21 protein-coding genes are annotated in these 25008 nt (G+C 65.6%); 13 read left to right on the top strand and 8 right to left on the bottom strand.

Annotated elements, in window-relative coordinates:
• Window positions 1-14 precede the first annotated feature (14 nt).
• Together rbfA and truB are read left to right on the top strand one after the other, a co-directional pair.
• On the top strand, window positions 15-413 hold the full coding sequence (gene rbfA / locus AK36_RS21735) for a 30S ribosome-binding factor RbfA (RefSeq protein WP_011884590.1): 399 nt from the start codon (window positions 15-17) through the stop codon (window positions 411-413).
• A gap of 12 nt (window positions 414-425) precedes the next feature.
• Window positions 426-1358, top strand: coding sequence for a tRNA pseudouridine(55) synthase TruB (truB, locus tag AK36_RS21730; RefSeq protein WP_014722924.1), 933 nt, complete (start codon window positions 426-428; stop codon window positions 1356-1358).
• Between the two features lie 84 nt (window positions 1359-1442).
• Here truB and AK36_RS21725 read toward each other — a convergent pair whose 3' ends face one another.
• The 4 genes from AK36_RS21725 to AK36_RS21710 all read right to left on the bottom strand — a co-directional run bounded on the left by AK36_RS21725 (window position 1443) and on the right by AK36_RS21710 (window position 6390).
• The gene (locus tag AK36_RS21725; RefSeq protein ID WP_045579154.1) at window positions 1443-3002 is read right to left on the bottom strand and encodes a DHA2 family efflux MFS transporter permease subunit; all 1560 of its coding nucleotides are present in this window, start codon (window positions 3000-3002) and stop codon (window positions 1443-1445) included.
• Window positions 3003-3029: 27 nt separating this feature from the next.
• Window positions 3030-4253, bottom strand: coding sequence for an HlyD/EmrA/EmrK family protein (locus AK36_RS21720; RefSeq protein ID WP_045579153.1), 1224 nt, complete (start codon window positions 4251-4253; stop codon window positions 3030-3032).
• A 52-nt stretch (window positions 4254-4305) separates the two neighbouring features.
• Window positions 4306-5811 (bottom strand): efflux transporter outer membrane subunit, encoded by a 1506-nt coding sequence (locus AK36_RS21715; RefSeq protein ID WP_045579152.1) that lies wholly within the window; start codon window positions 5809-5811, stop codon window positions 4306-4308.
• 87 nt (window positions 5812-5898) lie between these two features.
• Window positions 5899-6390 (bottom strand): MarR family winged helix-turn-helix transcriptional regulator, encoded by a 492-nt coding sequence (locus tag AK36_RS21710; protein WP_014722928.1) that lies wholly within the window; start codon window positions 6388-6390, stop codon window positions 5899-5901.
• A 335-nt stretch (window positions 6391-6725) separates the two neighbouring features.
• On the opposite strand from AK36_RS21710, the gene typA reads away from it, so the two are divergent.
• The 6 genes from typA to AK36_RS21680 all read left to right on the top strand — a co-directional run bounded on the left by typA (window position 6726) and on the right by AK36_RS21680 (window position 16411).
• Complete coding sequence (typA, locus tag AK36_RS21705) at window positions 6726-8552, top strand: translational GTPase TypA (protein WP_011884600.1); 1827 nt, start codon at window positions 6726-6728, stop codon at window positions 8550-8552.
• A gap of 316 nt (window positions 8553-8868) precedes the next feature.
• Window positions 8869-11733: a 2-oxoglutarate dehydrogenase E1 component gene (locus AK36_RS21700; protein ID WP_011884602.1), complete on the top strand. Its 2865-nt coding sequence runs from the start codon at window positions 8869-8871 to the stop codon at window positions 11731-11733.
• Window positions 11734-11868: 135 nt separating this feature from the next.
• Window positions 11869-13146 carry a 2-oxoglutarate dehydrogenase complex dihydrolipoyllysine-residue succinyltransferase gene (odhB, locus tag AK36_RS21695; protein WP_011884604.1) on the top strand — a complete coding sequence of 426 codons (1278 nt, stop codon included), beginning with the start codon at window positions 11869-11871 and terminating at the stop codon, window positions 13144-13146.
• A gap of 81 nt (window positions 13147-13227) precedes the next feature.
• Window positions 13228-14658 carry a dihydrolipoyl dehydrogenase gene (gene lpdA / locus AK36_RS21690; protein ID WP_014722932.1) on the top strand — a complete coding sequence of 477 codons (1431 nt, stop codon included), beginning with the start codon at window positions 13228-13230 and terminating at the stop codon, window positions 14656-14658.
• Window positions 14659-14757: 99 nt separating this feature from the next.
• On the top strand, window positions 14758-15855 hold the full coding sequence (gene zapE, locus AK36_RS21685; RefSeq protein WP_011884606.1) for a cell division protein ZapE: 1098 nt from the start codon (window positions 14758-14760) through the stop codon (window positions 15853-15855).
• A gap of 142 nt (window positions 15856-15997) precedes the next feature.
• Window positions 15998-16411 carry a transposase gene (locus AK36_RS21680; RefSeq protein ID WP_014722934.1) on the top strand — a complete coding sequence of 138 codons (414 nt, stop codon included), beginning with the start codon at window positions 15998-16000 and terminating at the stop codon, window positions 16409-16411.
• Between the two features lie 100 nt (window positions 16412-16511).
• On the opposite strand, the gene AK36_RS21675 is transcribed toward AK36_RS21680, so the two are convergent.
• The 4 genes from AK36_RS21675 to AK36_RS21660 form a co-directional block, all read right to left on the bottom strand.
• On the bottom strand, window positions 16512-16973 hold the full coding sequence (locus AK36_RS21675) for a DUF2147 domain-containing protein (RefSeq protein WP_011884608.1): 462 nt from the start codon (window positions 16971-16973) through the stop codon (window positions 16512-16514).
• A gap of 166 nt (window positions 16974-17139) precedes the next feature.
• Window positions 17140-18825, bottom strand: coding sequence for a ShlB/FhaC/HecB family hemolysin secretion/activation protein (locus AK36_RS21670; RefSeq protein ID WP_011884609.1), 1686 nt, complete (start codon window positions 18823-18825; stop codon window positions 17140-17142).
• 144 nt (window positions 18826-18969) lie between these two features.
• Window positions 18970-20322 carry a collagen-like triple helix repeat-containing protein gene (locus tag AK36_RS21665; protein WP_045579151.1) on the bottom strand — a complete coding sequence of 451 codons (1353 nt, stop codon included), beginning with the start codon at window positions 20320-20322 and terminating at the stop codon, window positions 18970-18972.
• Window positions 20323-20363: 41 nt separating this feature from the next.
• Window positions 20364-21953 carry a collagen-like triple helix repeat-containing protein gene (locus AK36_RS21660; protein WP_045579150.1) on the bottom strand — a complete coding sequence of 530 codons (1590 nt, stop codon included), beginning with the start codon at window positions 21951-21953 and terminating at the stop codon, window positions 20364-20366.
• Between AK36_RS21660 and AK36_RS33825 the strand changes: the two genes are divergently transcribed.
• From AK36_RS33825 to cpaB, 5 genes are all read left to right on the top strand, one after another.
• Window positions 21930-22154 (top strand): hypothetical protein, encoded by a 225-nt coding sequence (locus AK36_RS33825; protein WP_014722940.1) that lies wholly within the window; start codon window positions 21930-21932, stop codon window positions 22152-22154. The genes AK36_RS21660 and AK36_RS33825 overlap by 24 nt on opposite strands.
• A 460-nt stretch (window positions 22155-22614) precedes the next feature.
• Window positions 22615-22842 (top strand): Flp family type IVb pilin, encoded by a 228-nt coding sequence (locus tag AK36_RS31520; protein WP_034195576.1) that lies wholly within the window; start codon window positions 22615-22617, stop codon window positions 22840-22842.
• 99 nt (window positions 22843-22941) lie between these two features.
• Entirely contained in the window at window positions 22942-23442 is a 501-nt protein-coding gene (locus AK36_RS21650) for an A24 family peptidase (RefSeq protein ID WP_034195575.1), read from the top strand.
• Complete coding sequence (locus AK36_RS21645) at window positions 23439-23933, top strand: TadE/TadG family type IV pilus assembly protein (protein ID WP_034195574.1); 495 nt, start codon at window positions 23439-23441, stop codon at window positions 23931-23933. Before AK36_RS21650 ends, AK36_RS21645 begins: the two co-directional genes overlap by 4 nt.
• A 75-nt stretch (window positions 23934-24008) precedes the next feature.
• Window positions 24009-24953 carry a Flp pilus assembly protein CpaB gene (gene cpaB, locus AK36_RS21640; RefSeq protein ID WP_045579148.1) on the top strand — a complete coding sequence of 315 codons (945 nt, stop codon included), beginning with the start codon at window positions 24009-24011 and terminating at the stop codon, window positions 24951-24953.
• Window positions 24954-25008 lie beyond the last annotated feature (55 nt).

Here is a 25008-nt window from a genome sequence, read left to right as displayed (position 1 = left end):
ATCACGGATCGATCATGTCCAGGAAACGTACTTCCCCCAATCGCAACGTACAGATCGCCGACCAGATTCAGCGCGATCTGTCCGAGCTCATCATGCGCGAGGTCAAGGATCCGCGCATCGGCATCGTGACCATCCAGAGCGTGGAGCTCACGCCGGACTACGCGCACGCGAAGGTCTACTTCACGGCGCTCACCGGCGATCCCGAGAAGACGCAGGAAGCGCTGAACCACGCGTCGGGCCATCTGCACAACCTGTTGTTCAAGCGCCTGCACATTCACACGGTGCCGACGCTGCATTTCCATTACGACCAGACGATCGAGAAGGCCGTCGAGATGTCGCGGCTGATCAAGGAAGCCAACTCGACGCGCGCGAAGGACGACGACGAAGCCGGCGCGCCCGCGCAGGACGATTGAGCGCACGCGCCTATGACGACTGCAGCTCCCCAACGTCCGCGCGTGCCGCGGCGCGCGCTCGACGGCGTGCTTCTGCTCGACAAGCCGGTCGGCCTGTCGAGCAACGACGCACTGATACGCGCGAAGCGCCTGTTGCTCGCGAAGAAGGCCGGTCATACCGGCACGCTGGATCCGCTCGCCTCGGGGCTGTTGCCGCTGTGCTTCGGTGAGGCGACGAAGTTTTCGCAGGACCTGCTGGAAGCGGACAAGACCTACGAAGCGACGATGCGTCTCGGCGTGCGCACGACCACCGGCGACGCGGAAGGCGACGTGCTCGAGACGCGCGCGGTCGCATGCGATCGCGCGGCAGTGGCGGCGGCGCTCGCGCGCTTCACCGGCGACATCGTGCAGGTGCCGCCGATGTACTCGGCGCTCAAGCGCGACGGCAAGCCGCTGTATGAATATGCGCGGGCCGGACAGACCGTCGAGCGCGAAGGCCGCAACGTGACGATCCATGCGCTCGACCTGCTCGATTGCGCGCTGCCGGACGTGACGTTCCGCGTGACCTGCAGCAAGGGCACCTACGTGCGTACGCTCGCCGAGGACATCGGCGAAGCGCTCGGTTGCGGCGCGCATCTGACGATGCTGCGCCGTACCGGGGTCGGCGCGTTGACGCTCGAGCACGCGGTGACGCTCGACGCACTGTCGGACGCTGCCGAAGCGGCGCGCGACGCGTGGCTTCAGCCGGTCGACGCGCTGCTGTCGACGTTCCCGCTGGTGCGTCTCGACGACGCCAGCGCGAAGCGGTTCCTGCACGGGCAGCGCCTGCCGCTGTCGGCGCTCGATCCGATCGATGCGGCCGAAGGCGCGCGCGTGCGCGTGTACGACGCGCAGCGGCTGCTGGGCGTCGCACGCAAGGCGAGCGGCGTGCTCGCACCCGAGCGTCTCGTCGTGACGGCCGCCTGACCGGCCGCGCGCAAGCGCGGCGTCGGAACGAAAAAAGCCCGGCTGTTGCCGGGCTTTTGCATTGCATGCGTTCGCGCGTGCCGCTCAGTGCGCCGCCGACGCCGCCGCACCCGCATCGCCGCCGCCCGCGCGTTCGGGCTTGGTGATCCAGATCAGTCCGATCAGCAGCACGAAGATCGCCGCCGAGATGTAGAACAGATCGTTCACGCCGAGCTGGGCCGCCTGCTGCGTGGCCATGTTGTTGATGAGGCCGTGCGCCTGGTCCGGCGTCAGCCCGAGCTTGCCCATCTGCGTGACGGCCTGATTGAACGTCGGGTTGTACACGTTGGTCTGCTCGACCAGTTGCGCGTGGTGGAAGTTGTTGCGGTGATCCCACGCGGTCTGGAAGATCGACGTGCCGATGCCGCCGCACATGATCCGCACGAAGTTCGACAGGCCCGATGCCGCGGGAATGCGGTGGCCGGGCAGGCCGGACAGCGTGATCGACACCAGCGGGATGAAGAAGCCGGCCATCGCGATGCCCTGCACGAGCGTCGGCAGCGTCAGCGACCACTCGTCGACGTCGGTCGTGTAGCGCGAGCGCATCCAGAAGCACAGCGCGAACGTCAGGAACGCGGCTGTTGCGATATAGCGCGGATCGGTGCGCGGCAGGAACTTGCCGGTCAGCGGCGACAACAGGATCGCGAACAAGCCGACGGGCGCCATCACGAGGCCCGCATCGGTGGCGGTGTAGCCGATCTGCGTCTGCAGCCACAGCGGCAACAGCACGAGGTTGCCGAAGTAGAGACCGTAGCCGACGGCGAGCGCGATCGTGCCGCCCGTGAAATTGCGGATGCGGAACAGCGACAGGTCGACGACCGGATGTTCGGCGGTCAGCTCCCAGATCACGAAGAACGCGAACGAGACGACGGCGATCAGTGCGAGCGCGACGATCGTCGTCGACGCGAACCAGTCGAGATCCTTGCCCTTGTCGAGCATGATCTGCAGCGAGCCGACCCACAGCACCAGCAGCGCGAGGCCGACGCCGTCGATCGGCGCGCGGCGCACCGTCGATTCGCGCGTGCGATAGATCGACCACGTGGCGAGCGCAGCGGCGATGCCGACCGGGATGTTCACGTAGAAGATCCACGGCCACGAGTAGTTGTCCGAGATCCAGCCGCCGAGAATCGGCCCCGCGACCGGCGCGATCAGCGTCGTCATCGACCAGAGCGCGAGCGCCATCGGCGCTTTCGCCCGCGGGTAGCTCGACAGCAACAGCGCTTGCGACAGCGGAATCATCGGCCCGGCGACCGCGCCCTGCAGCACGCGTGACGCGAGCAGGAACGGCAGGGTCGGCGCGAGCCCGCACATCCACGACGAAATGACGAACAGGATGATCGACGCGAGGAACAGGCGCACCTGTCCGAAGCGGTCGGTCAACCAGCCCGTCAGCGGCACGGAGATCGCGTTCGCGACCGCGAACGACGTGATGACCCACGTGCCCTGGTCGGACGACACGCCGAGGTCGCCCGAGATGGTCGGGATCGCGACGTTCGCGATCGACGTGTCGAGCACGTTCATGAACACGGCGAGCGACACCGCGATCGTTCCGAGCACGAGTTGCCCGCCCTGCAGCGGCGGGTAGGAGACTGGAGCCTGTGCCATGTCGGTAGTTGTCCGGTGTCGAAGCCGTTACATCATCTTCGCGGCGGTGCCCGTCTTCGCCGCAGCCGCGGCCGATGCCGGCGCGTTGCCGCCGGCGTTCGCGGCGATGATGCGGGCGATTTCCGCGTCGGCTTCGTCGCCGTACTTCACGAATACGTCGGTCTCGTAGACGGTGTTGTGTGCGTTGGCGAGCTGATCGCCGCGCTCGTCCTTGATGTCGACGTCGACCTGCATCGACAGCCCGATGCGCAGCGGATGCTTGTCGAGGTCCTTCGGATCGATCTCGATACGCACCGGCAGGCGTTGCACGACCTTGATCCAGTTGCCGGTCGCGTTCTGCGCCGGCAGCAGCGAGAACGCCGAGCCCGTGCCGGCCGAGAAGCCGACGACCTTGCCGTGATAGACCGCCGACGAGCCGTAGATGTCGGCCGTCAGCTCGACCGGCTGGCCGATGCGCATGTGCCTGAGCTGCACTTCCTTGAAGTTGGCATCGACCCACACCGCGTTCAGCGGCACGACCGACATCAGCGGCGTGCCCGGCGACACGCGCTGGCCGACCTGCACCGAGCGCTTCGCGACATAGCCGGTGACCGGCGCGGGCAGCACGTTGCGCGCGTTGGCGAGGTAGGCGTCGCGAACCTTCGCGGCCGCGGCCATCACGTTCGGATGCGACGCGATCGTCGTGTTGGCGGTCAGCGCGCGGTTCGACGCGAGTTCCTGCTGCGCGGCGTCGACCGATGCCTGCGCGGCGCGTACCGCGTCGCGCGCATGCGAGATTTCTTCCTGCGACACGGCGCCCGTCTGCGCGACGGCCAGCCGGCGGCGCAGGTCGTCCTGCGCCTTCGACAGGTCGGACTGGCGCAGCGCGACTTGCGCACGGTACTGATCGTCGTTGACGAACAGGCCGCGCACCTGACGCACCGTCTGCGCGAGATTGGCCTCGGCCTGCTGAAGCGCGATCTGCGAATCGGCCGGATCGAGCACGACGAGCGGGTCGCCGGCCTTGATCGTCTGCGTGTCGTCGGCCTTCACGGCGATCACCGTCCCGGTGACCTGCGGCGTGATCTGCACGACGTTGCCGTTCACGTATGCGTCGTCGGTTTCCTCATGGAAACGCGCGACGAGGAAGTAGTACAGACCGTACGCGATGGCCGCGATCACGATCACCGCGATCAGCAGCATCATCATCCGTTTGCGCTTGCCGTTGTTCTGCGGCTGGGCGCCGGCCGCGTTTTGTTGAGGGTCGCTCATGGCGATTTTCTCCGTCCGTTATTTCGAGTGTCTGCGTAGTGGTGGCGCCGGATCAGTTGGCGGCCTGCTTTGTTTGCGTTTTCTGTTGTTCTGCGTCGGGCGCCGCGAGCCGCGTGCCGGTTGCGTCGAAGCCGCCGCCGAGCGCCTTGATCAGCGCGAGCTGCATGTCGCGCCGGCGCATCTTCAGGTTCGTGACCGTCTGTTCCGATGCGAGGCGGTTGCTGTCGGCGGTGAGCACCTGCAGCTGCGGCGACAGGCCGGCCTTGTAGCGGATCACGGCCAGGTCGTAGGCGCGCGTCGATGCGTCGAGCGCACGCTGCGCGTCGTCCATCTGGCGGTCGACCGCGCGGATCGACGCGACCTGCGTCGCCACGTCGTTCAGCGCGCCGATCAGCGTCTGGTTGTAGTTCGCGACCGACAGGTCGAAGTCCGCATAGCGGCCCTTGAGCTGCGCACGCAATGCGCCGGCATCGAAGATCGGCAGGTGGATGGCCGGGCCGAACTGCGCCTGGCGGCTCGCGAAGTTCAGGAATTTGCCCCAGCCGAACGCGTCGAAGCCGAAGCCGGCCGCGAGGTTCACGTCGGGGAAGAACTCGGCCTTCGCCTCCTTCACGTCGTGCATCGCGGCTTCCACCTGCCAGCGCGCGGCGACGATGTCGGGGCGGCGCGCCACGAGGTCGGCCGGCAGGTTGCCGGGCAGGGCGACCGCGCCGGACGGGTTCATCACCGGCGCGGCGATCTGCAGCCCGCGGTCCGGCCCCTTGCCGAGCAGCGCGGCGAGCTGGTAGCGCACGGTCGTGATCTGGCCGTCGAGGTCGGACAGCGACGCCTGCGTCGTCGCGATGTTGCCGCGGGCGGTCTGACGCTCGACATTCGTGTCGAGGCCGGCCGACACGCGACCGTCGGTGATCTTGCCGACCGTCTGACGGTTGGTGATCTCGCGCTGCGCGATGTCGCGCAGCGCATACAGTTGCGCCAGCGAGTTATAGGTGCGCGCGACCGACGACGCGAGCGTGATGCGCGCCTGCTGCATGTCCGCTTCGGCGGCCTTTTCCTGCGACACGGCGGTGTGCAGCCGCTCGCGGTTCTTGCCCCACAGGTCGAGATCCCACGATGCGCTCGCGAGCACATTGTTCTCGCTGTACCACTGGCCGCCGTACGGGGGCGGGAACAGCGCATTGGAAGAATAGAGCTCGCGCGTCCACGAGTAGCTCGCTTCGGCCTTCGGCATCAGGTTCGAGCGCGACGATTCGATATACGACGACGCCTTCGCGATCCGCGCCTGCGCCTGCGCGATCGATGGATTGCCCTGGAGCGCCTCGTCGATCAGCTTCGGCAGCTGCGGATCGCCGAACTGGCTGGCCCAGTCGAGCGTCGGCCACTGGCCGCCCTGGGCTGGCAGGCTTTGCGCCGATTCGAATTGCGACGCGGGCGCGATCTGCTTGTCGCTCTTGATGCCGATATAGTTTGCGCAGCCCGCCAGCGCCAGCGCGGCAACTGCGGCGGCGACGGCGGTGCGGCACGACCCGGCGCGCACGGACAACGTGGAGGATTTCATCGCGCTGTTCCCTGACTCGGAATGAATGATGGACACTGCAAGGATTTCCTTACATTAATCTGTCAAAAGTAATTGTTATGGCAACTATTACGTGATGCTATTGCCCGCGTTCTCGCAATAATTGCTGAGAATGCGGCGCAGCATGCTCTTCAGAAATCCGACTTCTTCCGGCGTGAAGCCCTCGAGCAGCTCGTCGAGCACGCTGCGGAACACGGGCGGCAACCGCTCGGCGAGCGCACGCCCTTCGTCCGTCAACTCGAGGCGCACGACGCGGCGGTCCTCGATGCTGCGCACGCGGGACAGCAGCCCGCGCTTCTCGACGCGATCGAGCAGGCGCGTGACCGCGCTGGCGTCGATCCCATACTCGCGCGCCAGCTCCGCGGCCGTCGAACATTTGCCGACCGCGATCATGAACAGCATGCTCGCCTGCGTGCCGGTGATGCCGAGCTCTTCCTGCGTGCGCTGCGTGACGAGGTTGGTCATCACGGACTTCACGCGCGACATCAGATAACCGACGCTGTCGTTGATCTGGTACGAGGACAGCGGCGAAACGGGCGATTGAGAAGGAGAATCGGACATAAAACCCTGAAGCTGCAATAGTTGACTAGGCAGCAGTATAGGGGCAATTTGCTTGCCGCGGCAAATGTTAATCGAACAGGCAACGGCGCGCTGAAGGTGGGCGAATCACCTTGTCGGCGGCGGGGTTTTTGTCGCGGGTGGGCGCCGCCGGCGGGTGGGCGGGACGCGGCGGCGGGGCGGCCGAGGCGGGCGTTGCTTGCTGCGATGCAACGGACGGTCCGGCTTTCGACATTCCGACGTGCTATAATTTGCGGTTTCCAAGCTGCAACGCGCGCGCACGTGTCCCGGTGACTGACGAGCGTGCGCGTTTGCGCGTTCAACGATTTCAGGTTTCTATGACCCGCGCCCTTCGCAACATCGCCATCATCGCTCACGTCGACCACGGCAAGACTACGCTCGTCGACCAACTGCTTCGCCAGTCCGGCACCTTCCGCGAGAACCAGCAGATTGCCGAGCGGGTGATGGACTCGAACGACATCGAAAAAGAGCGCGGGATCACCATCCTCGCGAAGAACTGCGCGGTCGAATACGAAGGCACGCACATCAACATCGTCGACACGCCCGGGCACGCGGACTTCGGCGGCGAGGTGGAGCGCGTGCTGTCGATGGTCGACTCGGTGCTGCTGCTGGTCGACGCGGTCGAAGGCCCGATGCCGCAGACGCGCTTCGTCACGAAGAAGGCGCTCGCGCTCGGCCTGAAGCCGATCGTCGTGATCAACAAGATCGATCGTCCGGGCGCGCGGATCGACTGGGTGATCAACCAGACCTTCGACCTGTTCGACAAGCTCGGTGCCACCGAAGAGCAGCTGGACTTCCCGATCGTCTACGCATCGGGCCTGAACGGCTACGCGTCGCTCGATCCGGCGACCCGCGAAGGCGACATGCGCCCGCTGTTCGAGGCGATCCTCGCGCACGTGCCGGTTCGCCCGGCCGATCCGGAAGCGCCGCTGCAGCTGCAGATCACGTCGCTCGACTATTCGACGTACGTCGGCCGCATCGGCGTGGGCCGCATCACGCGTGGTCGCATCAAGCCGGGTCAGCCGGTCGTGATGCGCTTCGGTCCGGAAGGCGAGGTGCTGAACCGCAAGATCAACCAGGTGTTGTCGTTCAAGGGGCTCGAGCGCGTGCAGGTCGAGTCGGCCGAAGCCGGCGACATCGTGCTGATCAACGGCATTGAAGACGTCGGCATCGGCGCGACGATCTGCGCGGTCGACACGCCCGAAGCGCTGCCGATGATCACCGTCGACGAACCGACGCTGACGATGAACTTCCTCGTCAACTCGTCGCCGCTGGCAGGCCGCGAAGGCAAGTTCGTGACGAGCCGCCAGATCCGCGACCGCCTGATGAAGGAACTGAACCACAACGTCGCGCTGCGCGTGAAGGACACCGGCGACGAAACCGTGTTCGAAGTGTCGGGCCGCGGCGAGCTGCACCTGACGATCCTCGTCGAGAACATGCGCCGCGAAGGCTATGAGCTCGCGGTGTCGCGTCCGCGCGTCGTGATGCAGGAAATCGACGGCGTGAAGCACGAGCCGTACGAGCTGCTGACGGTCGACGTCGAAGACGAGCACCAGGGCGGCGTGATGGAAGAGCTCGGCCGCCGCAAGGGCGAGATGCTCGACATGGCGTCGGACGGCCGCGGCCGTACGCGTCTGGAATACCGCATCTCGGCGCGCGGCCTGATCGGCTTCCAGAGCGAATTCCTGACGCTCACGCGCGGCACGGGCCTGATGAGCCACATCTTCGACTCGTACGCACCGGTCAAGGAAGGCTCGGTGTTCGAGCGTCGCAACGGCGTGCTGATCTCGCAGGACGACGGCGCCGCGGTGGCGTACGCGCTGTGGAAGCTGCAGGATCGCGGCCGCATGTTCGTGAAGCCGGGCGACGCGCTGTATGAGGGCATGATCATCGGCATTCACAGCCGCGACAACGACCTGGTCGTGAACCCGATCAAGGGCAAGCAACTGACCAACGTGCGTGCGTCGGGCACCGACGAAGCCGTGCGCCTCGTGCCGCCGGTCCAGATGTCGCTCGAATATGCGGTCGAATTCATCGACGACGACGAGCTCGTCGAAGTCACGCCGCAATCGATCCGTCTGCGCAAGCGCTTCCTGAAGGAACACGAGCGTCGTCGCGCAAGCCGTGAAGGCGCGGTCGACTGAGCATCGTGCGTTCCCGTGCACGACGAAAAAGGCTGCCTTCGGGCGGCCTTTTTTGCATTCGCTCGACGTGCAACCGAATAGCCGGCAAAACACTGTTTCTGCGCCTCGTGCCAATCCGGCAAAACCCCGCCACGCGGTGCTTTCGGGCACATTTCGGCGCGAACTCCGGTATCGGTTCTGTGATATGCTGCGCGCACGCAAGTTTAGGTCCTTCCAAGCAAGACTTGATTCGCAATCCGCTAAACGGTCAGGCCGTGTCGCGGAAGGTTGAGCAACCCGCTATTTCTCGAGAAGCTCGAAGAAAGGTGAGCGTAAAATGTCAGATGTAATGAAGCAGTTTCAGCTGAACTCCTATCTGTTCGGCGGCAATGCTTCGTACGTTGAAGAACTGTACGATGCATATCTCAACAATCCGGCGTCGGTGCCGGAAAACTGGCGAGAGTATTTCGACGCGCTGCAGAACGTGCCGGCAACGGACGGTTCGAATGCCAACGACGTCGCTCACTACCCGATCGTCGAATCGTTCGCCGAGCGTGCGAAGGCCAATGCCTTCATCCCGCGCGAAAGCGGCAGCAATCTGGCCACCGCGCGCAAGCAGGTTCATGTCCAGTCCCTGATCAGCGCCTATCGCTTCCTCGGCTCGCAATGGGCCAATCTGGATCCGCTGAAGCGTCGCGAACGTCCCGCCATCCCCGAGCTCGAACCTGCTTTCTACGACTTCTCCGAAGGCGACCTCGACCAGACGTACAGCGCAAGCAACCTGTACTTCGGTTTCGACCAGGCTTCGCTGCGCGACATCGTCAAGGGCCTGCGTGACACGTACTGCGGCACGATCGGCGCCGAGTACATGTACATCAGCGATCCGGAGCAGAAGCGCTGGTGGCAGGAGCGCCTCGAATCGACGCGCGCGACGCCGGCGTTCTCGGCCGACAAGAAGAAGCACATCCTGAATCGCCTGACGGCCGCCGAAGGCCTCGAGCGCTACCTGCACACCAAGTACGTCGGCCAGAAGCGCTTCTCGCTCGAAGGCGGCGAGAGCTTCATCGCGGCGATGGACGAAGTCGTCCAGCACGCGGGCAAGAGCGGCGTGCAGGAAATCATCATCGGCATGGCCCACCGCGGCCGTCTGAACGTGCTGGTCAACACGCTGGGCAAGATGCCGGCCGACCTGTTCGCCGAATTCGAAGGCAAGCACGTCGACGACCTGCCGGCCGGCGACGTGAAGTACCACAAGGGCTTCTCGTCGGACGTGTCGACGGAAGGCGGCCCGGTCCACCTGTCGCTCGCATTCAACCCGTCGCACCTCGAAATCGTGAACCCGGTGGTCGAAGGTTCGGCGAAGGCGCGGATGGACCGTCGCGGCGACGACGACGGCCTGCAGGTGCTGCCGGTGCAGATCCACGGCGACGCGGCATTCGCGGGCCAGGGCGTCGTGATGGAAACGCTGAACCTCGCGCAAACGCGCGGTTACGGCACGCACGGCACGCTGCACATCGTCATCAACAACCAGATCGGCTTCACGACGTCCGACCCGCGCGACGCGCGCTCGACGCTGTACTGTACCGACGTGGTCAAGATGATCGAAGCGCCGGTGCTGCACGTGAACGGCGACGATCCTGAAGCCGTCGTGCTCGCGATCCAGATCGCGATCGACTACCGGATGCAGTTCCACAAGGATGTCGTGATCGACATCGTGTGCTTCCGCAAGCTGGGTCACAACGAACAGGACACGCCGGCCGTCACGCAGCCGCTGATGTACAAGAAGATCGCGCAGCACCCGGGCACCCGTGCGCTGTACGCCGAGAAGCTGGTTCAGCAGGGCGTGATCACGGCGGAAGACGCCGACGGCTACGTGAAGGCGTACCGCAAGGCGATGGACGACGGCCACCACACCGTCGATCCGGTCCTGTCGAACTACAAGAGCAAGTACGCGGTCGACTGGGTGCCGTTCCTGAACCGCAAGTGGACGGACGCAGCCGATACGGCCGTGCCGCTCGCCGAACTGAAGCGCCTGGGCGAACGCATCACCACGGTCCCGGAAAACTTCAAGGTTCACCCGCTCGTCGAGCGCGTGATCAACGACCGTCGCAACATGGCGCGCGGCGACCAGCCGCTCGACTGGGGCATGGGCGAACACCTCGCATTCGCGTCGCTCGTCGCATCGGGCTATGCAGTGCGCCTGACCGGCCAGGACTCGGGCCGCGGCACGTTCACGCACCGTCACGCGGTGCTGCACGACCAGAACCGCGAGCGCTGGAACGACGGCACGTACGTGCCGCTGCAGAACATCGCCGAAGGCCAGGCGAAGTTCACGGTGATCGACTCGGTGCTGTCGGAAGAGGCGGTGCTGGGCTTCGAATACGGTTACTCGACCGCCGAGCCGAACACGCTCGTGCTGTGGGAAGCGCAGTTCGGCGACTTCGTCAACGGCGCGCAGGTCGTGATCGACCAGTTCATCTCGTCGGGCGAAGTGAAGTGGGGCCGCGTGTCGGGCCTGACGATGCTGCTGCCGCACGGGTACGAAGGCCAGGGCCCGGAACACTCGTCGACCCGAATCGAGCGTTTCCTGCAACTGTGCGCGGATCACAACATGCAGGTCGTTCAGCCGACCACCCCGGCGCAGATCTTCCACCTGCTGCGTCGCCAGATGATCCGCCTGTTCCGCAAGCCGCTGATCATCGCTACGCCGAAGTCGCTGCTGCGCCACAAGGAAGCGGTGTCGGATCTGTCCGAGCTCGCGAAGGGCTCGTTCCAGCCGGTGCTGGGCGAAACCGACGGCGGCATCGACCCGAAGAAGGTCAAGCGTGTGCTGGCATGCTCGGGCCGCGTGTACTACGACCTCGTCGCGCACCGTCGCGAAGCGAAGGCGAACGACGTCGCGATCATCCGTATCGAGCAGCTGTATCCGTTCGCGCACAAGCAGTTCGAAGCGGAAATGAAGAAGTACGAGCACGCGACTGAAGTGGTCTGGGTGCAGGACGAGCCGCAGAACCAGGGCCCCTGGTTCTACGTCGAGCACCACCTGAAGGAAGGCATGAAGGAAGGGCAGAAGCTGGCATACAGCGGCCGCCCGGCTTCGGCCTCGCCGGCAGTTGGCTACTACGCGAAGCACTACGAGCAGCAGAAGGCCCTCATCGAAGGTGCATTCGGCCGCCTGAAGAGCACATCGATCGCGAAATAATCGACGTAAGCGAAACGGGAAGGCGCGCGGCGCTTTCCCGTCTCGTTTGGCCCGCGTGGCGCGTCGCGCGCCCTGGTGGCCGAGCGAGTCGCACGAACCTCGTCATTACCCAGATTAAGCATCCAGGAAAATCACATGGCTATCGTAGAAGTCAAAGTCCCCCAGCTTTCGGAGTCGGTTTCGGAAGCCACCATGCTGCAGTGGAAGAAGAAGCCGGGCGAAGCAGTCGCGCAGGACGAAATCCTGATCGAACTCGAGACCGACAAGGTCGTGCTCGAAGTGCCGGCACCGGCCGCGGGCGTGCTCGCGCAAGTGCTGCAGAACGACGGTGACACCGTGGTCGCCGATCAAGTGATCGCGACGATCGACACCGAAGCGAAGGCAGGTGCTGCGCAAGCCGCAGCGGGCGCCGCGGAAGTGCAGCCGGCGGCAGCGCCGGCCGCAGCAGCACCGGCCGCACAGCCGGCTGCCGCAACGGCGTCGAGCTCGGCCGCCGCATCGCCGGCCGCAGCGAAGCTGCTGGCCGAGAAGGGTCTGTCGACGGGCGACGTCGCAGGCTCGGGCCGCGACGGCCGCGTCACGAAGGGCGACGCGCTCGCCGCAGGCAGCGCACCGAAGGCTGCACCGGCCGCCGCACCGGCGAAGACCGCCGCTGCGAAGCCGTCGCTGCCGGAAGTGAAGGTCCCGGCATCGGCCACGACCTGGCTGAACGACCGTCCGGAACAGCGCGTGCCGATGTCGCGCCTGCGCGCGCGTATCGCCGAGCGTCTGCTCGAGTCGCAGCAAACGAACGCGATCCTGACGACGTTCAACGAAGTCAACATGCAGCCGGTCATGGACCTGCGCGCGAAGTACAAGGACAAGTTCGAGAAGGAACATGGCGTGAAGCTCGGCTTCATGTCGTTCTTCGTGAAGGCGGCCGTGCACGCGCTGAAGAAGTTCCCGCTGGTGAACGCGTCGATCGACGGTAACGACATCGTCTACCACGGCTACTTCGACATCGGTATCGCGGTCGGTTCGCCGCGCGGCCTGGTCGTGCCGATCCTGCGCAACGCGGATCAGCTGAGCCTCGCCGAGATCGAGAAGAAGATCGCCGAATTCGGCCAGAAGGCGAAGGACGGCAAGCTGTCGATCGAGGAAATGACGGGCGGTACGTTCTCGATCTCGAACGGCGGCGTGTTCGGCTCGATGCTGTCGACGCCGATCATCAACCCGCCGCAGTCGGCGATCCTCGGCGTGCACGCGACGAAGGAACGTCCGGTCGTCGAGAACGGCCAGATCGTGATCCGTCCGATCAACTACCTCGCGCTGTCGTACGACCACCGCATCATCGACGGCCGCGAAGCCGTGCTGTCGCTCGTCGCGATGAAGGATGCGCTCGAAGATCCGGCACGTCTGCTGCTCGACCTGTAAGCCGAGTCTCACCGCACTGACCCGTTCCGCACGCGCGCGCCTTCGCGCGCGCGTGCGGACGTACAAGTAGAAAGGATTGACATGTCCAAGGAATTTGACGTCGTCGTGATCGGCGCCGGCCCCGGCGGCTACATCGCCGCGATTCGCGCCGCGCAGCTCGGCAAGACCGTTGCCTGTATCGAGAAGTGGAAGAACCCGGCCGGCGCGCTGAAGCTCGGCGGCACCTGCCTGAACGTCGGCTGCATCCCGTCGAAGGCGCTGCTCGCGTCGTCGGAAGAGTTCGAAAACACGTCGCACCATCTGGCCGACCACGGCATCACGGTCGACGGCGTGAAGATCGACGTCGCGAAGATGCTCGGCCGCAAGGACGCGATCGTCGAGAAGATGACGAGCGGGATCGAGTTCCTGTTCAAGAAGAACAAGATCACCTGGCTCAAGGGCCACGGCAAGTTCACCGGCAAGACGGACGCCGGCGTGCAGATCGAAGTGAGCGGCGAAGGCGAAGCCGAAGTCGTCACCGCGAAGAACGTGATCATCGCGACGGGCTCGAAGGCGCGTCATCTGCCGAACATCCCGGTCGACAACAAGATCGTGTCGGACAACGAAGGCGCGCTGCGCTTCGACTCGGTGCCGAAGAAGCTCGCCGTGATCGGCGCGGGCGTGATCGGCCTCGAGCTCGGCTCGGTGTGGCGTCGTCTGGGCGCCGACGTGACGGTGCTCGAAGCGCTGCCGGCGTTCCTCGGCGCAGCCGACGAAGCGCTCGCGAAGGAAGCGGCGAAGCTGTTCAAGAAGCAGGGCCTCGACATTCATCTCGGCGTGAAGATCGGCGACGTGAAGACGACCGCGAACGGCGTGTCGATCGCCTACACGGACAAGGACGGCAACGCGCAGACGCTCGACGCCGACCGCCTGATCGTGTCGGTCGGCCGTGTGCCGAACACCGACAACCTCGGCCTCGAGGCAATCGGCCTGAAGGCGAACGAGCGCGGCTTCATCGACGTGGACGACCACTGCCGCACGGCGGTGCCGAACGTGTATGCGATCGGCGACGTGGTGCGCGGCCCGATGCTCGCGCACAAGGCGGAAGACGAAGGCGTGCTGGTCGCGGAAGTGATCGACGGTCAGAAGCCGCACATCGACTACAACTGCATTCCGTGGGTGATCTACACGTACCCGGAAATCGCATGGGTCGGCAAGACGGAGCAGCAGCTGAAGGCGGAAGGCCGCGAGATCAAGTCGGGCAAGTTCCCGTTCTCGATCAACGGCCGTGCGCTCGGCATGAACGCACCGGACGGTTTCGTGAAGATGATCGCGGACGCGAAGACCGACGAACTGCTCGGCGTGCACGTGATCGGCGCGAATGCGTCGGACCTGATCGCGGAAGCCGTGGTGGCGATGGAATTCAAGGCGGCGTCGGAAGACATCGCCCGCATCTGCCATCCGCACCCGTCGATGTCGGAAGTGATGCGCGAAGCGGCGCTCGCGGTCGACAAGCGCTCGCTGAACAGCTGAGCGCGGTATAGCGCCGGCCGGCGCTCGGCCGGCGCAGCCGTCTCATGACGAAGGCGGGCGGGAATTTCCCGCTCGCCTTCGTCTTTTCCGGTTTGCCCGATGAACGTCAACGAATACTACACGCGCGAACTGAGTACGCGCGGCTATCAGTCCGATCCCGCCCAGCGCGCGGCCGTCGATCGTCTGCAGCGCTGTTTCGACGAATGGGTCGAGTACAAGGGGCGCCGCTCGAACGCGTTCAAGAAGCTGATCAATCGTCCCGATCTGCCGCGCGGCGTCTACATGTGGGGCGGCGTCGGGCGCGGCAAGAGCTTCCTGATGGACAGCTTCTACGCGGTGGTGCCGGTGCAGCGCAAGACGCGCCTGCATTTCCACGAATTCATGCGGGAAGTCCATCGCGAGCTCGAGGAGCTGAAAGGGCAGGCCGATCCGCTCGACGAGCTCGCGCGACGTATCGCGAAACGCTACCGGCTGATCTGCTTCGACGAATTCCACGTGTCGGACATCGCCGACGCGATGATCCTGTACCGGCTGCTCGACCGGCTGTTCGACAACGGCGTGCAGTTCGTGATGACGTCCAACTACGATCCCGACGATCTCTATCCCGACGGCCTGCATCGCGACCGCATGCTGCCGGCGATCGCGCTGATCAAGCAGAAGCTCGACGTGCTGAACGTCGACGCGGGCGTCGACTATCGGCAGCGCACGCTCGCGCAGGTGCAGATGTATCACACGCCGCTCGGCGCCGACGCCGATCGCGAGCTGCGCCGTGCGTTCGCGAAGCTCGCCGCGGTGCCCGACGAGAGCCCGATCCTGCATATCGAGAAGCGCGAGCTGAAGGCGTTGCGCAAGGCGGACGGCGTCGTGTGGTTCGATTTCGCGACGCTGTGCGGCGGCCCGCGCTCGCAGAACGACTATCTCGAGCTGGCCAGCCGCTTCCACGCGATCGTGTTGTCCGAGGTGCCGCAGATGTCGCCGCGGATGGCGTCCGAGGCGCGGCGCTTCACGTGGCTGATCGACGTGCTGTACGACCACAAGGTCAAGCTGCTGATGTCGGCCGCGGTGCCGGCCGAGCAGTTGTACGTCGAAGGGCCGATGGCGAACGAGTTTGCCCGCACGGTATCGCGGATCGTCGAAATGCAATCGAAGGAGTACCTCGAAGCGCCGCGTCGCATCGTCGATACTTCGCTGACCTGAGCGCGGCTGCCGCAAGTCATGCGCTTCAATCGTCAATTCCGGTCAAATTGCCTCAATTTGACGGTATTTTCGGATTTGTCTTATAGTCGCCGAAAAGGTCGGGCGATATCGTGTGTCATGGTTCCTGAGGCTGGAGATGTCCATGACACCGTATCGCGATCTGACCGACCAGGAGTGGCGCTCCATCGTGCCGCTTCTGCCTGAAATGAAGCCGCGCACCGAATTGCGCGGTCGGCCACTGGCCAACACACGCGCCGTGCTGAACGGCGTGCTGTGGGTGATCTACAGCGGCGCGACATGGTCCGCGATGCCGCGTCGCTACCCTTCGTATCAGACCTGCCATCGCCGCTTCAAGGCCTGGCACGACACGGGCACGTTGATGCAGGTGATGAGCGTGCTGTACGGCGAGGCGGGCGTGAACCTGTGCAATGCGCTGTCCGCGCGGATGCGCAAGCACTGCCAACCGGATGCGGTAGCGGTGCCCGATGCCGCCGTGCCGGCCTACGTTGCACATGGCAAGCGTGCAGCCGCCGACACGATGGAGCTCGCGACGTGACGTCGTGCGATTTCACTATCGTGCGCGCATAAAAAATCGGCCTGACGACGTTGTCGCAGGCCGATTTTTCATTGCATCGCGCGCATCGACGCGCGCTGCATTACTGCGCGCGCACCCAGGTCTGCGAGCGGCCGAGCAGCGATACGCCGATGTAGCCGCGCACGACCAGCTTCTGGCCGCCGTCTTCCAGCGACATCTTGCACTTGTAGACCTTGCCGTTTTCCGGATCGAGGATGTTGCCGCCGTCCCAGTGGTCGCCGTCCTTCTTCATCGCCTTGATGATCGTCATGCCCTTGATGAGCTGATCCTTGCGTTCGTCCGTGCATGCGGTGCAGCGGCGATCGGGCGTGTCGTTCGCGCCGAGGCCCTTGACGACCTTGCCCGACAGCGAGCCGTCGCCATCTTCGGCGATCTGCACGAGGGCCTTCGGCGCGTGCGTGCTGTCGTCGATCGTCTGCCACATGCCGACGGGGCTGTCGGCCTGAGCGAAGGTGGGGGCAGCGCAAGCGAGCAGTGCGCCGGCGACGGCCAGTGCGCGCAACGGGCGGGTCAGTTGAACCATTGTCTTCCTCCTTGTTTCGTGTCGTGTTCGATTCGCTCGCACGACCGCCTGCATAGGGCGGTGGCATGTTGCGAGCCACGTCAGAATACGTGAAACAGCGTGCCGCGTTTGATAGACGGCACTCTAATCTAAACGGCCCGCCACATGCGGGCCGTGCGCTGCGCAATCAATTGAGCTGATACGAAAACGCCGCGTTCACGCGCGGGCTGCGCGATGCGCTTTCGACCGGCGCATCGCCGACGGGCTTCGCGATGTTCAGGTCGAGACTGTAATAGCGGTTGTCCGTGAAGCGCACGCCGATGCCGACCGACGACAGCCGGCTCGGCGACGGCGTGCCGGTGTGCAGGTACACGCGCGCCATGTCGTACGCGATGTACGGCGTGATCGACTTCATGTAGGTCCAGCCCGGCGTGAACGCGCGATTGACCTCCAGCGACGCTCCCCAGCCCGAGTCGCCCGACGTTTCGCCGGGCTGGTAGCCGAGCGCATAGCGCGTCGAGCCGAACGAGATCTGTTCCGACGTCGGCAGCGAATCGGGGCTGTACTGGCCCGTCAGCGACACCGACGTGCCGATCTTGAACGGCCATTCGTTGGTCTGCGTGAAGGTCGCGCCGGTGCGCACGAACGTGAGCGAGATCGGGCTGTCGGCCGATGTCGTGTTCCCGCCGATCGTCGTGTTCTGCGACTTCGACGCACCGAGGATATTGAAGCCCTTCGCGACGTTGACGCTCAGCTTCTGCACCTGCTTGGCGGACACGCTCGTGTAGTCGAGCTGCATCTGCAGCACGCGCACTTGCGAACGCGTGTCGATGCTGTTGCCGGTGATCGTGTTCTGGTAGCGGTCTTCGTTGTGCGACGCGTAGCCGGACACCGTGCCGAGCAGGCTGCGCTGGTTGTTCAGCAGCAGTGGATAGGAAGCCGAAAGACCGAGCTTCTCGTTCTTCACGGTGCGCTCGACGGTGGACGGCAGGCCGGGGTTGTCGGTCGGCTTGCCGCGGTAGGTGCTGGCATCCAGCCGCGTGACGAGGCCGCTGCTGCCGACCGGCACCGCGCCGCTGAACGCGACGTAGGTCTGCTTGTCGCGTCCGGGCGGCACCAGCGCCGAAATGCTCAGCTGCTCGCCGAACGACGTGAGACCGTTCTCCGTCGCCGTGATGAGCCCCTGGACGCCCGGGTGATTGAAATCGATCCCGGTGCTGACGTTGAAGGCCTTGCGATCGACGGCGAGCTCGAGCGTCGTTGCGCCGTCGGTCGTCTGCGGGGGCGGCACGTTGGCCTTCACCGATACGCCGGGCAGGAGGCCGAACGTGTTCACGTAGCGTTCGAAGGTCGCGCGGCGCAGCGGTCGGTCGGCCGTGATGTGCGCGGCAATCGCGCGAATCTTCGACTCCATCGCGCCGGGCTTGCCGGTTACCTTCACGTCGGATACATAGCCTTCGACGACGGTGATGCGCACGACGCCGTTCTCGAACGTCTGCGCGGGAACGAACGCGAACGACAGCGCGTAGCCGCGCTCCTGGTACAGCTTGGTCACGCCGTTGGCGGTCTCGATCAGCTGGCCGATCGTGATGTCCTTGCCGACGAGCGGCGTGAAGCGTCGCGAGATTTCGTCGAACGGCACCGACTTCACGCCCTCGACCTGGAACGTGGAAGGCGTCAGATGTCGCGACAGCAGCTCCTGCAGTTGCGGCGCCTGCGGGGCGACCTGCACGGTGACGTTCGGACCTTGTTTCGGTGTGTTGATCTGCGGAAGGGAGTCGAGCGGGTTGCCTGCCGCGCGCGTCTGCGCGTGTGCGCCGCCGGCCGCTGCGATGGCGAGCAGCAGCATCCAACTGTCGAGTCTGGATTTCATTGTTCTTCCTCGTAGGCCTTGCTTTTCATCTTCTTTGTATTGCGTGCGCGCGACACCGGAATGTCGCGCGCCGCGTGCCGCGTTGCCGGTCGTGTTGGTACGGCCGCGCGCCGTGCACCGGCTGCACGGGCGCGGCCGTCCTCCTTACTTGCCGACGCTGCCCAGCGTGCCGAGCAGGCCCGTTACCGGCGCGAGCAGGCCGGTCGAGCTGCCCGACGACGCCGAGTTCGACACGCCGCCGACGAGCGACGTGACCGGCGCGAGCGGACTCGACGATCCCCCCGATCCCGTTGCGCCGCCGACCGCGCCGGTGACAGTATTCAGCAAGCCCGTGACCGGCGCGAGCGGGTTTGCCCCGCTTGCGCCGCCCGTTGCTCCGCCGAGCGTGCCCGTGACCGTCGACACGAGATTGGTGAGCGGCGCGAGCGGGCTGCTGCCCGAGCCACCCGTCGCGCCGCCGACCGCGCCGGTGAGCGAACCGAGCGGCGTCGAGCCGAGACCGGACAGCAGGCCGCCGAGCGGGTTCGTCGCACCCGAACCCGACGACGAGCCGCTCTGGACCGTCGCCGTCGAGCCGCCGACGAGGCTCGTGATCAGGCCGGGGATCGGCGCCGCACCGTTCGGGCCGTTCGGGTTCACGAGACCGCCCGCGTTGGTCACGGTGTTGCCCACCGCGGTGACGAGCTGGCCGACGTCGCCGACGAGCGGCTGCTTCGACGTGCCCGCGACCTGCGTGCCGGCCGAGCTGATCGCGCCGCCGATCTGGCCGAGCAGGCCCGACACCGGTTGACCGAGGCCCGTCGTCGTGCCGACCTGTTGCGTGACCTGGCCGGCGGTGATGACGAGCGGCGTGATCGCCGAGCTGAGCGGCTGCGTGACCTGCTGCACGGCGCCCGACGACAGCGTCGAGCCGATCGTCGTGCCGGCCGCGGACAGGCCGTTGGCGACCGTGTCGAGTACCGTGCCGACCGGCGACGTGACCGGTGCGAGCGGCGCGAGCGGGCCGGTGCCGAGCGCCTTGACGGTCGAGCTCAGGCCGGACACGGTATTGCTCGTCGCGCCGACCACGTTGCCGAGGCCCGCGACGGTTGTGCCGACCGGATTGCTCGTCGTGCCGGTCTGTCCGAGGCCGTTGCTCAACGCGTCGGCGGCGGCGCCGATGATCGTGCCGGTGCTCGACAGCGTGCTGCCGACGCCCTTCGTCACGCCGTCGCCGAGGCCCGGCAGGCTGACGTTGCCCACCGTGCTGCCGAGATCCGTCGCGGTCTGGCCGACCGTGCTGACCACGCCCTTGGTGCCCGTCGTCGTGCCGCTGGTGCCGCTCGTCCCGCTGCTGCCGGTTCCGCTGGTACCGCTCGTGCCGCTGGTGCTGCTCGTCGGCGGCGAGCTGACGCCGCCGCCGCCGCAAGCGGCGAGCACGCACGCTGCCGCGAACGCGGTGAGGGGAGCGCGCCACGGGCGCAGGGCGGCCGTCGTGAAGGAATGTTGTTGGGACATGATTGGACTCCTCGCTGTCTTGTCGATGAATGGATGCCGGATTACTTGCCGTGCGTGCCGCCGAGCAGGCCGCCGATCAGCGACGTGACGGGCGCGAGCAGGTTCGAACCCGAGCCCGAGTTCGTGACGGTGCCCGTGGCGCCGCTCAGTGCGGGCGCGCCGGCTGCGCTGGTGACCGTGGACAGCGCGCCCGTCACCGGGGCCAGCGGGCCGCTGCCGGCAGCGCCGCCCGTCGCGCTGCCGAGCGCGCCGGTGACGGTGGAGACGAGGCCGGTGACCGGCGCGAGCGGACCGCTGCCGCCGCCCGCAGCGCCGCCGAGTGCGCCGGTGACGGTGGAGACGAGGCCGGTGACCGGCGCGAGCGGGCCGCCGCTGCCGCCCGTTGCGCCGCCGAGCGCGCCGGTGACTGTGGAGACGAGGCCGGTGACCGGCGCGAGCGGGCCGCTGCCGCCGCCCGCTGCGCCGCCGAGTGCGCCGGTGACTGTGGAGACGAGGCCGGTGACCGGTGCGAGCGGGCCGCTGCCGCCGCCCGTTGCACCGCCGAGCGTGCCGGTGACGGTCGAGACGAGGCCCGTGAGCGGCGCGAGCGGATTGGTCGCGCCGCCGGAGCTGCCGGCCAGCAGGCCGCCCACGGACTTCACGGTATTGCCCGCCGACGACACGGTGTTGCCGAGGCCGGTCGTGATCGGATTGCCGCCCGTCGATGCGATCAGCGCGCCGCCCTGGTTCAGGCCGTTGCCGATCGTGCCGAGCAGCGTGTTGACAGGCGCGCCGAGCCCGGTCGCCGTGCCGATCGTCTGCGTCGTCTGGCCGACCATCGTCGTGATCGGGGTGATGGCCGAACTGACCGTTTGCGTGAGCTGCTGGACCGGCCCGGTCGACAGCACGTTCGACAGTGTCGTGCCGCCGCCCGAGACCGCGTTGCCGACGGTCGTCACGAGGCCACCGACGGCGCCGGTGACCGGTGCGAGCGGCGCCAGCGGGCCGCTGCCGAGGCTGGTGACCAGGTTGCCCGTCTGCGTCACTGCGCCGCCGAGCTGGTTGACCACGTTGCCCGTGCTGGCGACGGTGACACCCACCGGGTTGGCGGTTGCGCCGAGCTGGCCGAGCCCGCTGCCGAGGCCGTTGCCGAGTGCCGTGACCGCGCCGCCGACGCTCTGCACGATGCCGCCGGCCGCCTGCGTCGTGCCGGGGTTCACACCGGGCAGCGACTGACCGGCGATCACGGTGCCGAGACCCGATACCGTCGAACCGACTCCGGTGACGATATTGCCGCTGCTTGCGAGGACAGTTCCCACCGAGTTCGACGACACACCCGACGTTCCGCTCGTTCCGCTCGACGTGCCGCTGGTCGTTCCACTCGTGGAGCCGCTGGTGGAGCCACTGGTCGAACCGCTCGTCGAGCCGCTGGTGCTACCCGACGTGCTGCCGCTGGTCGAACCCGACGTGCCGCCCGAGGTGCCGCCGCCCGAGGTGGAGATCGAATCGCCGCCGCCCGAGCTCGACCCGCCGCTGATGCCCTTGCTGATCGAACCGGAACCGCCGCACGCGGAAAGGGAAAGCATGGCTGCCACGGTGGCCGCGATCATAGTCGTCCGGAGCGTGCCATGAGGGATAACCTGAATGTCCATTTCGTCCTCGCATTGAAGCTGATGTTGTGTTGGGTGATGCGAGGATTACTCTGCAACTGTCGTGCCATTCCGATGGCGACGGAGTCGATGAATCGCTTAAAACGCGCCAATTCCTTGTCGCAAAAGGCATTGGCGGTAATTGAAAGATTGTTGAAACTGTTTAAAGCCGGATTGAGGCAAACGATTTCGCGCGTTTCGTAACGTAACGTGCGGTCTTTGGCGTTACGCGCGCGGCGTAACGTGGATGTGGGGCAGGTGGCACGGGTGCGCGAATTGTTTTACTGGTGGACTAGATGTGCACATCTAACCTATCGTAAATCCTATGTGTAAGTCGTACCGAAACCCCGTACAAATGGTCCTGCGGCGGAAAGTTTTTCGGCCGGCTCTTAAAAGAGGTTGGAACATAAATAGGATCGGATATAGAATCCGGATCGGTGTAAGTAAATGTACAGTCCGGTACACGACGTTCGAGGAGGATCACTATCGCGAATGTTAACTTGCATCAAATCGTCGTATGCGCCCTTCGGGGTGACCTATAAAGAAAGCGCACCCGCTTGTCGTTACAGCACAAGTAACGAATCACGCGGGGCAACGGCCGGATATGCGGGGATGTACAACGTATAACAGGCCAAAGAACGTACATACAGGCACGAGGAATAAAATGAAAGCACTCATCAAGCGCTTCCTCAAGGAAGAAACCGGGGTTACCGCGATCGAATATGGGTTGATCGCGGGTCTGATTGCCGTGGCCATCGTTGCGGGCGTTTCGTCCATTGGCGGTAGCCTCGGCAACATGTTCACCAATCTGGGCTCCTGCATAACGTCTCCCACGACCGGCACCGGCTCATCGGCAACGGCCAACGTAGCCTGCACGGCGCCTTGGAAATAAACCCGTTTCATCACTGATACAAGCCAGCCGTAGTGCCGTGACAGGCGAATCGCCGTGCGCGATTCGCCTGTCACGGCATGTTCGGCCACTCGTGATGCGATGGCACATTTCCTATTCACCGGGGCATTTCTCGCATGGGCGCTCGTTGTCGCGGCCAGCGATATCCGTTACCGACGTATTTCGAATGTGCTCGTGCTGGCGGGGCTGGTAGCGGGGTTTCTGGCGGCGAGTCTGGACGCTAATCCATTCGGTGTACTTCCGGTGCGCGCGATGATCGGCATGTTCGTCGGCCTGATCGTTCTGCTGCCGTTTTTCCTGTTGCGCGTGATGGGTGCGGCGGACGTGAAGATTTTCGCGGTGCTGGGCGCCTGGTGCGGCGCGAACGCGTTGCTGTGGGTCTGGGTCGCGGCCAGCCTTGCGGCCGGCGTGCACGTCCTTGTCCTGATGCTGCTCTCGCGCACGCGCATCCGGGCGCTGCGGTCACGGCGCGCGCCCGTCCTGATGGTCGGCGGATATCGTGCGACGCCTTATGCGGCATGCCTCGTCGCACCGGTGGCTGCGTGGCTCGTGTACCTCGTCATGGCAGGGGCAGGGCGATGAATCGTCAAAGCGCAGGGTGCCGGAAACGCGATCGTCAACGCGGCGCGACCGCGGTCGAATTCGCGATTGTGTTTCCGCTGTTCTTCATGATCTTCTACGCGATCGTCAGCTTCGGCATGATTTTCCTCATCCAGCAAAGCCTGACGTTCGCCGTCAGCGAAGGCGCGCGCGCCGGGCTGACTTACGCGCCGAGCCTCGGTTCGGACCAGAACCCCTGTACGTCGGTATCGAAGCCCATGACGCGCACGCAGAGCGCGTGCAATACCGCGTTGAGTTCGCTGAGCTGGCTGAACGGCAATCCGCAGCCGGCGTCGGTGACGGTGAAGACCAATGCATGTACAGACGGCTCGGCGAGTCCGACCAATTGCCTGACGGTCACGGTCAGCTACGTGCCTTTGCAGTGGCTGACGTCGATCCCGTTACTGGGGCAAGTGCTGAAGGGCCCGCTGACGAGTTCGGCGGTCGTGCAAATCCCGCAGTCCATGCTATGAGCAGCGCGTCATGAGTCCGAGTCGCGCCATCGAGAAATTTCGCGTCGTCATTCCGGCATCCATCCTTCTTTGAACATGACCAACAATTTGACGAAGATCATCGCCGGGCTGCTGATCGCGATCGCCGTACTGCTCGGCATCTATGCGTGGATGCTCGGACGCAGCGCGCCCGCTTCCGTACCGGCGCCGCAGGTCGTCACCGCCAATGCGGCGCCGGTGGTGATCGCAACGCACGCGTTGCCGGCCGGCCAGCCGATTCCCGCCGACGCGTTGAAGGTCCAGTCGATCAGCCCGGTGCCGACAGGCGCGTTCATGGATCCGACGATGGTTGCCGGCCGTGTCCCCGCCCGCGACATCCCCGCATCTGCGCCGATCACGCCCGACGCGCTGGTTTCCGGCCTCGCCGAAGACATCCAGCCTGGCGAGCGCGCGATCGCGGTGCGCGTCGACGAGACCAATGCCGTCGGCAACCGGCTGCGCCCCGGCAACTTCGTCGACGTGTTCCTGAATCTGAAGCGCGAAGGCGGCGGCGCGATGTTCGACGGCGAGGTGTCCCAGACGCAGGCGCGCCTGCTGATGTCGAAGGTGCGCGTGCTGTCGTTCGGCGACGCGACGCCGGAGCGCGACAGCGGCAGCACCACGAACGGCAGCAACGGCCAGCCGAGCAATGCCCGCATCGCCGTACTGGCAGTGCCGACCGCCCAGGTCGACGCGTTGACGCTCGGCGAGGCCACCGGCCGGCTGACGCTCGCGCTGCGCAACCCGCGCGACGACGAACTCGCGATGCAGACCGTCGCGGTACGCACCGACAACAAGCTGTCGCCGTCGGCGCTGGCCGCGGCCGGCGTCTCGCTGCAACAGCTGTCGGGCACCCAGCGCAATGCCGCGGCGGCCAATGTCAATGTCCCGCCGCTGCCGTCGCACCTTCCGCCGGCCGTGCGGTCCGCCGCGGGGGCGACGGGCAGCGGCGGCAGCATCGAGGTAATCCGCGGCGGCCGCTCGGAAACGGTTGCGTATTGAACAGCATTGATTCCTATCGATATCAGCGACGACATGTAATGGCCGTGCCACGGTA

The sequence above is a fragment of the Burkholderia vietnamiensis LMG 10929 genome (assembly GCF_000959445.1).
In the GTDB taxonomy this organism is placed as follows: Bacteria; Pseudomonadota; Gammaproteobacteria; order Burkholderiales; family Burkholderiaceae; genus Burkholderia; species Burkholderia vietnamiensis.
This window is presented reverse-complemented; position numbering and strand designations above follow the sequence as displayed.

What these genes read in the sequence shown, in the direction of transcription:
- AK36_RS21680 (WP_014722934.1), top strand. Translation starts at nt 15,998, where the DNA reads ATGACACCGTATCGCGATCTGACCGACCAGGAGTGGCGCTCCATCGTG.
- AK36_RS21700 (WP_011884602.1), top strand. Translation starts at nt 8,869, where the DNA reads ATGTCAGATGTAATGAAGCAGTTTCAGCTGAACTCCTATCTGTTCGGC.
- AK36_RS21665 (WP_045579151.1), bottom strand. Translation starts at nt 20,322, where the DNA reads ATGTCCCAACAACATTCCTTCACGACGGCCGCCCTGCGCCCGTGGCGC.
- AK36_RS21670 (WP_011884609.1), bottom strand. Translation starts at nt 18,825, where the DNA reads ATGAAATCCAGACTCGACAGTTGGATGCTGCTGCTCGCCATCGCAGCG.
- AK36_RS21645 (WP_034195574.1), top strand. Translation starts at nt 23,439, where the DNA reads ATGAATCGTCAAAGCGCAGGGTGCCGGAAACGCGATCGTCAACGCGGC.
- AK36_RS21715 (WP_045579152.1), bottom strand. Translation starts at nt 5,811, where the DNA reads ATGAAATCCTCCACGTTGTCCGTGCGCGCCGGGTCGTGCCGCACCGCC.
- AK36_RS21710 (WP_014722928.1), bottom strand. Translation starts at nt 6,390, where the DNA reads ATGTCCGATTCTCCTTCTCAATCGCCCGTTTCGCCGCTGTCCTCGTAC.
- AK36_RS31520 (WP_034195576.1), top strand. Translation starts at nt 22,615, where the DNA reads ATGAAAGCACTCATCAAGCGCTTCCTCAAGGAAGAAACCGGGGTTACC.
- cpaB (WP_045579148.1), top strand. Translation starts at nt 24,009, where the DNA reads ATGACCAACAATTTGACGAAGATCATCGCCGGGCTGCTGATCGCGATC.
- AK36_RS33825 (WP_014722940.1), top strand. Translation starts at nt 21,930, where the DNA reads ATGAGGGATAACCTGAATGTCCATTTCGTCCTCGCATTGAAGCTGATG.
- AK36_RS21720 (WP_045579153.1), bottom strand. Translation starts at nt 4,253, where the DNA reads ATGAGCGACCCTCAACAAAACGCGGCCGGCGCCCAGCCGCAGAACAAC.
- rbfA (WP_011884590.1), top strand. Translation starts at nt 15, where the DNA reads ATGTCCAGGAAACGTACTTCCCCCAATCGCAACGTACAGATCGCCGAC.
- typA (WP_011884600.1), top strand. Translation starts at nt 6,726, where the DNA reads ATGACCCGCGCCCTTCGCAACATCGCCATCATCGCTCACGTCGACCAC.
- AK36_RS21660 (WP_045579150.1), bottom strand. Translation starts at nt 21,953, where the DNA reads ATGGACATTCAGGTTATCCCTCATGGCACGCTCCGGACGACTATGATC.
- AK36_RS21675 (WP_011884608.1), bottom strand. Translation starts at nt 16,973, where the DNA reads ATGGTTCAACTGACCCGCCCGTTGCGCGCACTGGCCGTCGCCGGCGCA.
- odhB (WP_011884604.1), top strand. Translation starts at nt 11,869, where the DNA reads ATGGCTATCGTAGAAGTCAAAGTCCCCCAGCTTTCGGAGTCGGTTTCG.
- AK36_RS21650 (WP_034195575.1), top strand. Translation starts at nt 22,942, where the DNA reads ATGGCACATTTCCTATTCACCGGGGCATTTCTCGCATGGGCGCTCGTT.
- lpdA (WP_014722932.1), top strand. Translation starts at nt 13,228, where the DNA reads ATGTCCAAGGAATTTGACGTCGTCGTGATCGGCGCCGGCCCCGGCGGC.
- zapE (WP_011884606.1), top strand. Translation starts at nt 14,758, where the DNA reads ATGAACGTCAACGAATACTACACGCGCGAACTGAGTACGCGCGGCTAT.
- truB (WP_014722924.1), top strand. Translation starts at nt 426, where the DNA reads ATGACGACTGCAGCTCCCCAACGTCCGCGCGTGCCGCGGCGCGCGCTC.
- AK36_RS21725 (WP_045579154.1), bottom strand. Translation starts at nt 3,002, where the DNA reads ATGGCACAGGCTCCAGTCTCCTACCCGCCGCTGCAGGGCGGGCAACTC.